This is a genomic window from Streptomyces sp. NPDC005435 (assembly GCF_040703155.1).
GTDB lineage: Bacteria > Actinomycetota > Actinomycetes > Streptomycetales > Streptomycetaceae > Streptomyces.
The window spans coordinates 123532-136437 of the sequence record NZ_JBEXEQ010000022.1; the positions used below are offsets into that span (position 1 = coordinate 123532).

14 protein-coding genes and 1 pseudogene are annotated in these 12906 nt (G+C 71.9%); 7 read left to right on the forward strand and 8 right to left on the reverse strand.

Annotated elements, in window-relative coordinates; translation table 11 throughout:
- Positions 1 to 27: 27 nt before the first annotated feature.
- Entirely contained in the window at positions 28 to 627 is a 600-nt protein-coding gene (locus tag AB0898_RS25945) for a PadR family transcriptional regulator (protein WP_366805391.1), read from the forward strand.
- Positions 628 to 696: 69 nt separating this feature from the next.
- Here the strand turns inward: AB0898_RS25945 and AB0898_RS25950 are convergent, their stop codons facing one another.
- Positions 697 to 1371, reverse strand: coding sequence for a hypothetical protein (locus tag AB0898_RS25950; RefSeq protein WP_366805392.1), 675 nt, complete (start codon positions 1369 to 1371; stop codon positions 697 to 699).
- 200 nt (positions 1372 to 1571) lie between these two features.
- On the reverse strand, positions 1572 to 2522 hold the full coding sequence (locus AB0898_RS25955; protein ID WP_407078408.1) for a fibronectin type III domain-containing protein: 951 nt from the start codon (positions 2520 to 2522) through the stop codon (positions 1572 to 1574).
- Between the two features lie 426 nt (positions 2523 to 2948).
- On the opposite strand from AB0898_RS25955, the gene AB0898_RS25960 reads away from it, so the two are divergent.
- A complete protein-coding gene (locus AB0898_RS25960) occupies positions 2949 to 3650 on the forward strand; it encodes a glycoside hydrolase family 75 protein (protein ID WP_366805394.1) in 702 nt (233 codons plus the stop codon).
- A 204-nt stretch (positions 3651 to 3854) separates the two neighbouring features.
- Here the strand turns inward: AB0898_RS25960 and AB0898_RS25965 are convergent, their stop codons facing one another.
- Genes AB0898_RS25965 through dhaK form a run of 3 tightly spaced genes read right to left on the reverse strand, consistent with a single transcriptional unit; the run spans position 3855 to position 5911 of the window.
- Positions 3855 to 4265 (reverse strand): PTS fructose transporter subunit IIA, encoded by a 411-nt coding sequence (locus tag AB0898_RS25965; protein WP_366805395.1) that lies wholly within the window; start codon positions 4263 to 4265, stop codon positions 3855 to 3857.
- Positions 4258 to 4866, reverse strand: a complete 609-nt coding sequence (gene dhaL, locus AB0898_RS25970) for a dihydroxyacetone kinase subunit DhaL (RefSeq protein ID WP_366805396.1) — start codon at positions 4864 to 4866, stop codon at positions 4258 to 4260. The genes AB0898_RS25965 and dhaL overlap by 8 nt, the downstream gene beginning before the upstream one ends.
- A gap of 52 nt (positions 4867 to 4918) precedes the next feature.
- Entirely contained in the window at positions 4919 to 5911 is a 993-nt protein-coding gene (gene dhaK, locus AB0898_RS25975; RefSeq protein WP_366805397.1) for a dihydroxyacetone kinase subunit DhaK, read from the reverse strand.
- A 1209-nt stretch (positions 5912 to 7120) separates the two neighbouring features.
- Between dhaK and AB0898_RS25980 the strand changes: the two genes are divergently transcribed.
- From AB0898_RS25980 to AB0898_RS25990, 3 genes and pseudogenes are all read left to right on the forward strand, one after another.
- Positions 7121 to 7258 (forward strand): hypothetical protein, encoded by a 138-nt coding sequence (locus AB0898_RS25980; RefSeq protein WP_366805399.1) that lies wholly within the window; start codon positions 7121 to 7123, stop codon positions 7256 to 7258.
- 54 nt (positions 7259 to 7312) lie between these two features.
- Positions 7313 to 8191, forward strand: a pseudogene (locus AB0898_RS25985) (AMP-binding protein); the annotation flags it as partial.
- 139 nt (positions 8192 to 8330) lie between these two features.
- Positions 8331 to 8636 carry an AMP-binding enzyme gene (locus AB0898_RS25990; RefSeq protein WP_366805400.1) on the forward strand — a complete coding sequence of 102 codons (306 nt, stop codon included), beginning with the start codon at positions 8331 to 8333 and terminating at the stop codon, positions 8634 to 8636.
- A 15-nt stretch (positions 8637 to 8651) separates the two neighbouring features.
- On the opposite strand, the gene AB0898_RS25995 is transcribed toward AB0898_RS25990, so the two are convergent.
- Positions 8652 to 9269: a TetR/AcrR family transcriptional regulator gene (locus AB0898_RS25995; RefSeq protein WP_366805401.1), complete on the reverse strand. Its 618-nt coding sequence runs from the start codon at positions 9267 to 9269 to the stop codon at positions 8652 to 8654.
- Between the two features lie 277 nt (positions 9270 to 9546).
- Here AB0898_RS25995 and AB0898_RS26000 point away from each other — a divergent pair, with 277 nt between their 5' ends.
- Together AB0898_RS26000 and AB0898_RS26005 are read left to right on the forward strand one after the other, a co-directional pair.
- Positions 9547 to 10695, forward strand: coding sequence for a CaiB/BaiF CoA-transferase family protein (locus AB0898_RS26000; RefSeq protein ID WP_366805402.1), 1149 nt, complete (start codon positions 9547 to 9549; stop codon positions 10693 to 10695).
- The gene (locus tag AB0898_RS26005) at positions 10692 to 10874 is read left to right on the forward strand and encodes a hypothetical protein (RefSeq protein WP_366805403.1); all 183 of its coding nucleotides are present in this window, start codon (positions 10692 to 10694) and stop codon (positions 10872 to 10874) included. Before AB0898_RS26000 ends, AB0898_RS26005 begins: the two co-directional genes overlap by 4 nt.
- Before the next feature lie 58 nt (positions 10875 to 10932).
- Here the strand turns inward: AB0898_RS26005 and AB0898_RS26010 are convergent, their stop codons facing one another.
- Entirely contained in the window at positions 10933 to 11730 is a 798-nt protein-coding gene (locus tag AB0898_RS26010) for an SDR family oxidoreductase (RefSeq protein ID WP_366805404.1), read from the reverse strand.
- Between the two features lie 438 nt (positions 11731 to 12168).
- On the reverse strand, positions 12169 to 12906 hold a 738-nt coding region (locus AB0898_RS26015; protein ID WP_366805405.1), incomplete at its 5' end, for a TetR/AcrR family transcriptional regulator.

Genomic DNA, 12906 nt, shown 5'->3' on the forward strand with positions numbered 1-12906 from the left:
TTCGACCGTCTCCCTAGGATGAGCCCCATGTCACTCCCGCACGCCATCCTCACCGCCCTGCTGGAGAAGCCGTCGTCCGGCCTGGAACTGACCCGCCGCTTCGACAAGTCGATCGGCTACTTCTGGTCCGCGACGCATCAGCAGATCTACCGTGAGCTGGGGAAACTGGAGTCCGAGGGGTTCATCCGCGCGCTGCCCGCCGAGCAGCCGGCCCGTGGGCAGAAGAAGAGCTACGAGGTCCTGCCCGCAGGCCGCGCCGAACTGGCCCGCTGGACCGCCGCCGCCCAGGACCCGAAACCCCTGCGGGACACCCTGCTGCTGCGGCTCAGGGCGGCCGCGGTCGTCGGCACAGCGGGCCTCGAAGTCGACCTGCGCCGCCATCTGGAGCTGCACAGGCGGCAGTTGGCGGAGTACGAGGAGATCGAGCGGCGCGACTTCCCGCCCGGCCGGGACACCCCCGAGGACCGGCTGCGGCACCTGGTGCTGCGCGCGGGCATCGACCTGGAGACCTTCTGGACCGGGTGGCTCACCGGGGCGCTGGAGGAGGTCGCCGCGCTGTCCGAGGTGCCTTCGGGGGACACGGCGGGCTCGGCGGGCGCGGTGGACACGGTGGGCACTGCGGACTGAGGGCGCCGTGTCCGGGCCGCTCCCGGGCGTCTCCGAGGCGCGTTCGGGCCGCCTCCGGGCCGCCTTCGGTCAGTACCGCCGACGAGGCTTCGGGCGGCGCAGGAACCAGGCCGCCGCGATGACCGCCGAGCCCACGAGGCCCGAGCCGATGCCGAGGGCGGCGGGGCCGTAGTCGCTCACGGCGCCGCCGAGTCCGCCCGCCACGCCACGGGAGGGCGTGACCGCCGTGCGGGAGGGAGTCGCCGTACCGCGAGAGGGAGTTGACGTGGTGCGGGAAGACGCCGCCGCGCTGCGGGAGGGGGTGGCCGTACCCCGCGAAGGTGCCGCCGCGCTGCGGGACGGGGTCGCCGGGGGCCGGGAGGTCGTGGAGACCGTCGGCGCGGACGCCGCCCCCACGGTGATGGTCCTGGTGCCCGCGCTCACGCCGTTGGCGCAGATCACCATCACCGTGTACGTCCCCGGGTCCACCCCCGACCAGGCCGCGGACTGGCTGCCCGCCGTGCCCGACAGCGCCGACCGCACCCCCTGCTCGAAACTCGACTGACCTCCCACGAGCAGCGAGGCGTTGCCCCAACTCCCGTTGGTCTGGGTGGCACACGCGCTGGTGGCCACCGAGACTATGGAGCCGTTGGCGCTCACGGTGATGCCGGAGACGGCGGCGGACGGACCGGCGCACAGGACCGGCAGCGCGGCGGCGCCCGCCAGGGACAGGCCGGTACGGAACAGGGGTCGCGGAATGCGCATGGCTGGCCTCCGGCGGCGGGGTCGGCGGTACGTCCCGTACGCCGCCGAGACCGGGAAACGTCCGTGCTGCCTCAACGGCAGCCAACGCGCCTCCGGACCGCGCCGCACCCGCAGCGCGCCCGCACAGGTGACGGACTGGGCCGTCCGGTGCGGGAGTTCCGCGCCGGCGTCCCCCTGCGAGGGGTGGTCCTCGCGGACGGTCAGCCCTTCGCGCCGGTCGTCACCGTCCGCTCCGCCGACAGCCCGCCCCAGGTGCCGTCCGGCAGCCTCGCCCGCAGCCGTACCCGGTACCCCGTCCCCGCCTCCCGCCCGGCGTAGAAGCTGTAGCGCGCCCGGCCGCGCGGCGGCTCGCCGCCCCACACCAGCGAGGTGGCGGTCTTCCCGTCCAGCCGGATGTCGTACTCGGTGATCACCCCGTCGACGCGGGGCGGGTTCCAGGCCAGGTCGATGTAGTACGCGTCGCCGGACCGGTGCGTCGTGGCGGTGAACTCCGTCGGGGCGGTGCCCCGGCCGTCGTCGGTGCCGGGGGTGGTCAGCCGGACCGGGGTGCTCGCGCGCGAGAGGTTGCCCGCCGCGTCCCGGGCCCGGACGGTGAACGCGTACCGGGTGCCCGGCCGCAGGCCCGTGACCACGGCCTGGGTCCGCTCCCCGGCCACCGTGTGGATCTCGGTGCCGCCCTGGAGGACGGCGTACGACCGCACACCCCGGTCGTCCCGCGCCGCCGACCAGGACAGCCGCACCGCCCTGCTGCCGACCGGACGCCCCGCCAGGTGCCCCGGCCGGGTCGGTGGCGCCTTGTCGGCAGCCGCCTCGGCCGGTGTCCGCGCCCGGACCGCGCGGCTCGCCGGACCGGTGCGGCCGTCGGTGTCCCGCGCCCGCACGGTGAAGACGTACAGGGTGGACGGTTTGAGCCTGGTGACGTCCACCATGTGCTGCGAACCAGGCACTTCCATGACCTTTGTGGTGCCGCGATACACCTCGTAGGTGTGTACACCGGCGCGCTCCGCCAAGGCGTTCCACATGACGTGCACGCTGGTGGCGCTTCCCGCGATGGCCGTGACCCCCGTCGGGGCGCCCGGTGTCCGGCCGTCGTCGCCGGCACCGCCGTCCGTCCGGCCGCAGGCGAGGGCCGGCAGGAGCGCCACGCAGATCAAGAGAGGGCGGAGAAGGCGGAGGGCGCGGAGGGAACGGGCGGGAACGCATCGCACGGTGCTGCCTCCCGGGGGGACGGCGTCACGGCAAAGGTCCGGACCAATATGCCGGGCGGGAGCGATCACGGCAAGGGGGCGCGGTGGTGGGCGCGTGACGGAGTTACGTATGCTGTGGTCACCCTGGGGCTGAACTCTCCCGGAAAAGGGTGGAGTTCGCTGGGGCGCGGACACGCTGTCGTCGCCGGAGCCGCGCCGACGCGGGCGGCCGGGGCGAGCCGATCGAGGCTCGGACCCCGGCCCCCGCCGGTTTCCCGCCGAGTGTCGGGACGCTGCTCCATCCGGCCCCAACCGGGCGGCCGAGCACGCCCGTACGCAGCCCGATTGTGCATGGTGGGCCGGAACGTCCCCCACGAAAGGGTCCACAGAGTGCGTGTCCGGACGCTGACGCTGGCCGCCACAGGCGTTGCCCTCCTTGCCCCGACCGCGTATCCCGCCACCGCGTCCGTGCCGTACCCGAAGCGCGTCGTGTTCCGCGAGCGGGGCCCGGTGAGCGCCGCCCAACTGCGGCGCGCGGTCAGCGGATGCGACCAGATCTCACGCGGCCGGTACCGCGAGGACGCCGGCGCCCCGGCGCGGGTCAGGATCTGCGGCACCCGCGAGGCGGTCCACTGGAAGGCGGACCTGGACATCGACTGCGACGGACGGCCCACCGCCCACTGCAACCGCCGCGCCGACCCCACCTTCGCCCCGGCCACCGCCTTCCGGCAGTCCGACGGCCGGATGCCGAACGCCGAGAAACTGCCGTACATCGTCGTCCCGCCCGCCGGCCCCCGCTGCGACCTCCGCGCCCACGGCATCCGGGGCGGCTCGGTCGCCGCCGTGCTCTACCGCGACCGCGTCGTGTACGCCGTCGTCGGCGACACCGGCCCCCGCGACGTCATCGGCGAGGCGTCCTACGCCACCGCCCGCGCCCTGGGCATCGACCCCAACCCCCGCTACGGGGGCGCACGTTCGGGCGTCACCTACGTCGTGTTCCGGAACACGGGGGTGCGGTCCGTCGAGGACCACGGGGAGGCGGTGGCCCTGGGGGAGCGGCTGGCCCGGCGTCTTGTCCGGCACGCGGGGTGAGGGGACGCCGGGGTGGGTGTGCGAGGCGCTGTACCGGACCGTGCGCGAGGTGTCGTACCGGACCATGTGGCGCCGGACTATGTGGCCCCGGGCTATGTGGCGCCGGACCATGTGGCACCGCACCATGTCGTGCCGGACCATGTGGCCCCGGACTGTGTCGTACCGGACCGCGCGTGAGGTGTCGTACGGCCATGTGTGTGGCTCTCACACCTTCCGGTAGCCGTACGCCTCCTCGGCCGCCGCCGCCACCGCGTCCAGGGTGGCGCCCGTTCCCGCCGTCACCACCGCGGCCACCGCGCCTTCGAGGAACGGGGCGTCCACCAGGCGGGTGTTCTCGGGGAGTTCGTCGCCCTCCGCGAGGAGCGCCTTCACCGTGAGCACCGCGCTGCCGAGGTCGGTGAGGACGGCGACCCCGGCGCCCTGGTCCACGGCGGCGGCAGCGGCGCCGATCAGCTCGGCGCTCGTCCCGAGCCCGCCGCCCTCCGTACCGCCCGCCGCCGCGACGGGCACCGACTCGGCCCCGCCCGCGAGCCCCTTCGCCAGCTCCGCGACCGACTCCGCGACCCCGGCGCTGTGCGACACCAGCACGATCCCGACCAGCTTTCCCTCACTCACCGGACACCTCCGCCGTCTCGGCGAGCGCCGCGATCAGCAGGGCCGAGGATGTGGCGCCCGGGTCCTGGTGGCCGATGCTGCGCTCACCCAGATAACTGGCCCGCCCCTTGCGGGCGAGCAGGGGAGTGGTGGCCACCGCGCCCTCCTCGGCCGCCGCGCGCGCGGCCGCGAAACCGTCGCCGAGCGCGTCCACGGCCGGGATCAGGGCGTCGAGCATGGTCTTGTCGCCGGGTGCCGCGCCACCGAGGGCGCGTACCCCGTCCACCCCGGCCCTGAGCGCCTCGGCGAGCTGCGCCTCACTCACCTCGGCATCGTCGCCGAGCGCCTTGCCCGCCCGGCGCAGCAGCGTGCCGTAGAGCGGTCCGGAGGCGCCGCCGACCGTCGATATCAGCTTGCGTCCGGCCAGCGTCAGCACCCCGCCCGGGGTGTCCGGCGCCTCCTTCTCCAGCTCGGTGACCACGGCCGTGAAGCCGCGCTGCATGTTGCTGCCGTGGTCGGCGTCACCGATGGCCGAGTCGAGGGCGGTGAGCCGGCTCGCCTCCTGGTCGATGGACGAGGCGGCCGCCGTCATCCAGCGGCGGAAGAAATCGGCGTCGAGCACAGGGCCTCCTTGAACGGGCGGGTCGGGTCACCGGACGCGCGGGACGTGCGGGTCACACTCCCCAGCGCAGTGCCGGGGTCTTCACCGGCGCGTCCCACAGCCGCAGCAGCTCCTCGTCGGCCTGGCAGAGGGTCACGGAGGCACCCGCCATGTCGAGGGAGGTGACGTAGTTGCCGACGAGGGTACGGGCCACCGCCACACCGCGCTCCGAGAGCACGCGCTGCACCTCGGCGTTGAACCCGAAGAGTTCAAGGAGCGGGGTGCCGCCCATGCCGTTGACCAGGAGCAGTACGGGGCTGCGCGGCGGCATGTCCTCCAGGATGGCGTTCACCGCGAAGTCGGCGATCTCCCCGGAGGTCATCATCGGGCGCCGCTCGCGGCCGGGCTCACCGTGGATGCCGATGCCCAACTCCAGCTCGCCGGGCGGCAGATCGAAGGTCGGGGAACCCTTGGCCGGGGTGGTGACGGCGCTCAGCGCGACACCGAAGCTGCGCGAGTTCTCGTTCACCTTGCGCCCGATCGCCTCGACGCGCTCCAACGGCTGCCCCTCGGCGGCCGCGGCCCCGGCGATCTTCTCCACGAACAGGGTCGCCCCCGTGCCGCGCCGCCCGGCGGTGAACAGGCTGTCGGTCACCGCCACGTCGTCGTTGACCAGCACCTTGCCGACCTGTATGCCCTCGTCCTCGGCCAGCTCCGCCGCCATGTCGAAGTTCAGCACGTCACCGGTGTAGTTCTTCACGATGAACAGCACCCCGGCCCCGCTGTCCACGGCCGCCGCGGCCCGCGCCATCTGATCCGGCACCGGCGAGGTGAACACCTCACCCGGACACGCCGCCGACAGCATCCCCGGCCCGACGAACCCCCCGTGCAACGGCTCATGCCCCGACCCCCCGCCCGACACCAGCCCCACCTGCCCCTCCACAGGCGCGTCCCGCCGCACGACGATCCGGTTCTCCACGTCCACCGTCAGATCCGGGTACGCGGCCGCCATCCCCCGCAGCGCATCCGCCACCACGGTCTCCGGGACGTTGATCAACATCTTCATCGGTATCTCCTGATCGGACTGGCAGACGGGCCTCTGGGTGGCGCTCTGGTGCTGTTCAGGATGTGTCGGACTCGGCCTTCGGCCTCTGCTGTCCACGGCGGCCGAAAGCGGGTGCTCCATGACGTCGGGACCGCAGTACTACTGTCGGCAGTATCGACCTTGCGGCTGCGAAGGTCACGTGGAGTGCAGCAGGCGGTCCTGATTGCTCCCGGTGTCGGTCGTGCGGTTGTCGGAACTATTCCAAGCATCGCGGCGTGTCCGCGGATGTGCTCGGCCTGTGTGGACGCTCGTGGGCTCGGGCCCTACTGCTGAAGTACCAAGCCGGCGGGAGCGACTCCGTGGTCCATGAAAGTACGCATCGGCCGTATGGGTGAATTTGCTGCAGATGTGCGGCACGGGGCTTCTGCCGTGTCCGCGCCTCGTGGTGCCAGGACCGACACGGGCTTCGTGCCCGAGATCCTGCTCCTCGTCTGTCGCATGCCGCGAGGGCGCGCGCATAGAGGGCTGGAGTTGAGGAAGTATGGAGTGCTGTCCCCGGAAGGTCATCGGGGTGAAGGGTCAGACGGGAACCGTCGAAGTTGACCTTGAAGGTTCCTGAGCCATCCGCGGTGAAGTGATCTTGTGGCCACGCGGGCGCTCAGGGCCTCTCACCGGCTCCCCGGGCTCCAACTCGCCAGTCAGAGGCTGCCGACCGTTCATGTAATGGAAGGTAATCACACGACCGGTTCTTCCTGGGCGACATCCTGGGCATGAAGCCAACACCGTGTTCACTGCGACCCCGTCAGCCTGCCGGCCGCCGGGCCGACCCGCAGCCGTCTCACCCCCTCCAGTCCCCACAGGTCAACATGATCCGGGTCCGACTGACTTCGCTGCGACAGGTCACTTCAGTGACCCACAAGCGCATGACTCGGCAGAACAGCACGTCAGGTTGCCGCTTGGCCTCCTCGATGAACGCCGTCCGCGCGGTACGGGACGACGCGCCCGACGGCAGGCCGGCTCCGTGTGCTGCCCCGGCGAGCACGTTCGCATCCAGGGCGGTCTCGATCGAATGCAGGCTTGAGGACGACCGCGCAGCCCGCGGCCCGGGGGAGTCCATGGGAGTCGCCCACTGGCGCGGTGCCTCACGAGCCCCGTAACCGTTCGGTCATTCGATCAGTTTGCTGCCTTCGGGGGCATTCACGCCCGCGGGCCCGGGCAAGGAGTGATCACATGGCGGCAGCGTGGCCCCAGGGCCTGCCGACCTCCCCGCAGTACCCGGACGTCGGCATCGGCGCGGTCCCGGCCGGATCCGCCCGGCGCTTCAGCGACCGCGAGGCCTTCGTCTCCGGCGAACAGGCACTGACTTAACGGCAGTTGTACGAGCGGTCGCGCCGGTTCGCTGCCGGGCTGCGGGAACGCGGTGTGCGCGAGGGCGAGACCGCCGCGCCGCTGCTGACGAACAGCCTGGCCTTTCCCGTCGCCTACTGCGGAGCGGTCCTGGCGGGAGCGGTGGTCTGCCCGCTCAACCCGGCGCAGCCGGCCGTGGTGCTGCGCGAGCAGCTGCGAGACGTACGGGCGATCGCAGTCGTCGCCGACTCCGCCTGCCGCGCCGCCCTGGAGGAGGCCGACGCTTCCACGGTCGGACTGACGGTGCTCGTGCCCGCGCGTGGGCACCGACCGGCACCCGCCTCGGGCCTGGCGTCCTTCGGCGGACTGCTCGGCCCGGAACCTGCCGTGCCGTCGCCACGCCACGGCGAAGCCCTCGCCCACCTGACCTTCACCGGCGGCACCACCGGACGCTCGAAGGCGGTTCGAGTCCCGCACCGCAACCTCGTCGCGAACGTCCTGCAGGCAGCCTGCCGGCGCTCGGGCGCCGTTCCCGAGCTCGACACCGAGGGCGGACTCGGACTCGGCGTCGTCGCGGAGGCGGCGAGTGTCCACAGCGTGGAGCCGGGACGGGGTCTGAGCGTCGCCGTGGCACCGTTCTTCCATGCCATGGGGATGATCTCGCTCAGCGTCTCGGTGCTCCAGGGCGCGACGGTGGTGCTCGGCGGCCGCTTCGAACCGGACCGGTTCCTCGGCCTGGTCGCCCGTCACCGGGCCACCGCCGTCGTGGGCTCGCCGCCCATGTTCCGTGCGCTGCTCGCAGCCTCCGGGGCGGTGCAGCGCGACCTCTCCTCGGTGCGTCTGGTCAACTCCGGTGCCGCACCCATCGACCGGGTGACCCTGGGGGGTCTGCGTGGCCTGTTCCCGGCCGCCCGCGTGACCGAGGGCTACGGTCTGACCGAGGCCACCATGGGACTGGCTCTCGGGCCGGCCGGCCCGACCGAACCCACGCCGCCGTTCGGCACGGCAGTTCCGCGACGGCTGGCTGCGCACCGGGGACCTCGGGCGTCTCGACGAAGACGGCTACCTCTTCCTGGAGGGCCGAGCGAAGGACATGCTCATCTGCAAGGGCTACAACGTTTGTCCGCAGCATCTGGAGGAGATCCGGTGCGCGCACCCTGCGGTGGCGCAGGCCTCCGTGGTCGGTGTGCCGGCCGAGAGGGTGGGCGAGATCCCCGTCGCCTACGTCGTCCCGCGTCCCGGTGCCGCGGTCGACGAGGACGCGCTGCGGGCTCACGTCGCCGAGCGGGGCGTGCCCTACGCCCGGCTGCGTGGTCTGCGGGTGGTGGGCGAACTGCCCGTCTCTCCCGCGGGCAAGATCCTCGAGAACCGGCTGCGGGACCGGTGGACCACCCGGTGACCTCACCTCTGGCGGTCAGCCGGAGGACTTCGGCCTCGCGGTGCGGCGCACGGCGCGGGGCCGGTACTCGACCAGGGTGAGCGCCAGGGCGACATAGCGCTCGGCGAGGTCGTCCAGGGTCAGCGGCCCGTCCGCTCGGTACCACTGGCCGATCGCGTTGCACATCGCGATGATGGCGCGTCGCGCGTCCTCGGGATAAGGGGTGTTGAACAGACCCTCGGCGACGCCGTCCTCGACGATCGCCTGGAACAGCCGGGTGCTCTCCCCCAGCCGGCGCTGGTAGCGCTCCTGGTTCCCCGGCTCCAGGCTGCGCTCCTCGCTCAACGTGATCGCGCTCTTGGCCGGGTGCTCCGCACGGAACCGCACCGTGGCGGTGACCAGCGCCTCCAGGCGCTCGGCAGGGTCGTCGCCCGCCTCCGCGAGTGCCTCCTGGCAGGCCGTGAAGAACGCGTCCACTCCCTCGTCGAGGATCGCCATCAGGAGAGCCTGCTTGCCGGGGTAGTAGTGGTACAGCGCCGACATGCTCATGCCCGCGCGCTGGGCGATGTCCCGGATCGACACGGCCGCGTAGCCGCGCTCGACGATCTCCGCGCGCGCGGCTTCGATGATGGTCTTGTGGCGGGAGGGGCGCATCGGTGGATCCTCGGTCGGTGTTGGCGCGATCGCTGCCTGCGACTCCGATCGTAGGTACGGTCGTGCCGCGCGGGTGGACACCGCGCCTTGGGCAGCATAACTTAACGAATGTTCGAAAAATGTCGAGGTTGCCTCTCCCGCATCCGCAGGAGGCCGAAGGGAGCCGCGGACGACTCCGCCCGTGCCCTCGCCGCCGCCACCGACGTCGAGATGGCCGAGGGCGCGATCCCCCCGGCTCGCGTCCCCGGCCGTCATCCGGACTCACAGGAGCAGAACCGTGCTGCCACTCGACGGAGTCACCGTCGTCTCCCTGGAGCAGGCCGTGGCCGCTCCCTTCGCCACCCGCCAGCTGGCCGATCTCGGCGCCCGCGTCATCAAGGTCGAGCGCCCTGGCGGCGATTTCGCCCGTGACTACGACCGTGCGGCCAAGGGCCTGTCCGCCTACTTCGTGTGGTGCAACCGCGGCAAGGAGTCCGTCGTCCTGGACCTCAAGGCCGATGCCGACCGCGCACTGCTCGACCGGCTCCTGGACCAGGCCGACGTGTTCGTGCAGAACCTCGCTCCGGGCGCGGCCGAACGCCTCGGGCTCGGCGCGGAGGCGCTGCGCGCCCGTCGGCCACGTCTGGTCGTGGCCGGCATATCGGGATACGGGGACCGTGGGCCCTACCGTGACAAGAAGGCCTTCGATCTGCTCGTCCAGTGCGAGACGGGCCTGGTCTCACTGACCGGCACACCGCAGCAGCCGGCTCGGGCAGGCGCCTCCATGGCCGACATCGCCGCCGGGATGTACGCGCTCAGCGGCGTTCTCGCCGCTTTGTACGAGCGCGAGCGCACCGGTCAGGGCAGCGCCTTCGACGTGACGATGCTGGACGCCTTGGGGGAGTGGCTGGGACAACCCTTCTATACCGCCCTCTACGGCGATGCCCCGCTCACCCGCAGTGGGGCACGCCATCCGTCGATCTCGCCTTACGGCCACTATGCGGCCGGTGACGGGGGACAGGTGTTCCTGTCCGTGCAGAGCGACCGCGACTGGGTCGCCCTGTGCGAGCAGGTCCTGGAGCGGCCCGACCTGATCCGCGACCCGCGCTTCGCCGACAACCCCACCCGGTTCGCCCACGACACCGAGCTCACCGCCGTCCTGGAGGAGCACTTCTCCCGGCTGACCACCGAGCAGGCGCTGGAGCGGCTGGAGGCCGCCGGCATCGCCAACGCGAGGCTGCGCACCATGGCCGAGTTCATCGACCACCCCCAGTTGGCCGCCCGGGACCGGTGGCGCAGTGTGGACACCCCCGTCGGCCCACTGCGCGGGCTGCTGCCTCCCGTCACCTTCCGCGACCGCGACGCCGCCATGGGGGCGGTGCCCGCGCTCGGCGAGCACACGGCGGCGATCCGCGCCGAGTTCGCGGTCGGGCAGGAAGAGAAGTGACGCCCACGACGCGCCTGCGCTCCATGCTGTCCGCCCCCGGGAACCGCGAGCGCTTCCTCGGCAAGGCGGCCGAGGAGGGGGAGCGCGGCGGATTCGGCGCCGTCGGCCTGGACGGCGCCATGGTCGACCGCCCGGTCTGCCTGCGTGGCGTCGCCGCCCTCGGGCTGCCGGCGCGGTGACATGTCGAGCGCGGCGCCCTGACGGTTCTCCGTCCCGGGCGCCGCGCTCGCCGCGTGATCAGTCCAGGAAGATGTCCACGGCCAGCGGCTCGGAGCTCGCGGGGTCGGCGCGGTAGGGAGCGAAGTCGGTGACGCCGGCCTCGCGGAGCACCTCCTCGTCCACGAAGGTGTTCCCGGTGCAGTCGGCAGCCGGCCTGGTGAGCACCTCCCAGGCGGCATCGGCCATGATCTGCGGTGTCCGGCTGACCCGGCGCACAGCCTCCTTCCCGCGCGTCAGCGCGCTCGCCGCCGTGGCGACGACCGTGCGCGGCCACAGGCAGTTGGCCGCCAGGGCGGTGCCGCGGTGTTCCTCGGCGACGCCGAGGGTGATCATCGTCATCGCGAACTTGCTGACGGTGTACGGGGCGTGTGCGCGCAGCCAGCGTCGGTCGTCGCAGAGCCGCGGCGACAGGGTGAGCACGTGCGCGTTGCCGGAGCGCAGCAGGTGCGGAAGCGCGTGCGAGGTCAGCGTGAACGTGCCTCGCGCGTTGACGTCCATCATCAGGTCGTAGCGCTTGAGCGGGAGTTCGCCCGGGTTCTGCAGAGCGATCGCGGACGCGTTGTTGACCAGCACGTCGATGCCGCCGAACCGCTCCACCGCGGCAGCGACCGCCGCGCGGACGTGATGCTCGTCGCGGACGTCGCCGACGTGGGCCAGCACCTGGCCGCCCGCGTCGCGGATCGCCTGCGCGGCGGTGTGGATCGTGCCGGGAAGGCGTGGGTCGGGGGTGTCGGTCTTGGCGAGCAGCACGATGTTCGCGCCGTCGGCGGCGGCGCGCAGGGCGATCTGCGCGCAGGACGCGGCGGTCTCGGACACCTGGGGCTCCTTGTCGACGGCAGGGCATGCGCCGGGCCGGGTGATTCACACGCGGCGGCAGCCGTGGCTGCGTGCCTGAACTGATCGAACGATCGTTAAGTTAACACGTTCGTGTCACCGGTAGAAGGGTGCGGCGCCGGTGAAGGCGCATCTCGCGGACCTGGTGAACGTGGCGCTGGAGGAGTTGGTCCGGCAGAAGGAGCGGCTGGAGCCGCCGGCGTTCTCCAGCCTCGACCGGGTGGCTTCTCGTATCCGCTCCGAGGCGGAAGCCTCGCAGTCCCGGACGGTGTCTTCCCCACCCAGAAGACGGCATCCCCCAGCCCGTCCCACCCTCTCCATCCGCTCCGCATGTGTTGTCGGCTGGCGAGACGAAGGACATCGCCGAGCCCCGCCGCACCGCGATGAGCGGGCGCCTGCCGGCGCAGGCGCTTCAGGCGGTCATGCTTCTCGACGGCGGCGCGGGCGAGCGAAGATGCGCTGGGTGGCCTGCAGCAAATGCTCGTACAACATGTCGTCGTCGAGTTCCGGAAAGGAACCAGGAGCCAGAGCGAGCCCGCGGACAGCTGCCCGGAAGTAGATTCGCTCCGTCAGATCCGCTCTGTCGCCCCCGAAGATCTGCTCCACGGTCTCACTGATGCGCCACCACTGGTGTCCGATCGAGTCCGGGGTCTCGTACGTTCCCTCCTTGGAGACGAAGGCCAGCAGATCACGGTGTTTGACCATGAGACGCACGTACTCCGCGATCGCCTCGCGTCGCCGTGAGGGTTTGAGAGGTTCGCTGCCCACCTCGGCGAAGAAGGTGTCCAGATCGGAGAAGGCCGGCGCCACCACTGCGGCGAGCAGGTCTTCCTTCGTGCGGAAGTGGTAGGTGACAGCGGCCTTGGTCAGGCCCATGGCGGTGGCGATCATCGCAATCGACGTTCCCCCATAGCCGTGTTCGGTGAACAGCGCGAGTGCCGTGCGCTTCATGCTTGCGCGGGTCTGCTCTGCGACCGTGGCCTCTCCCACCACTTCCTCCTTGGTCTGCCGTCCATCAACCGATGGGTTGCTGGACGGTCGTCCAGCATAACGGCCCGGTTCTTCCGAAGCTGCTGACAGGTGCCGATCGGCACCTGTCAGCAAGTCCGACCGCGCGAAGCTCAACTTCGAGGACGCGGCCGAGCAGATCGACGCGGC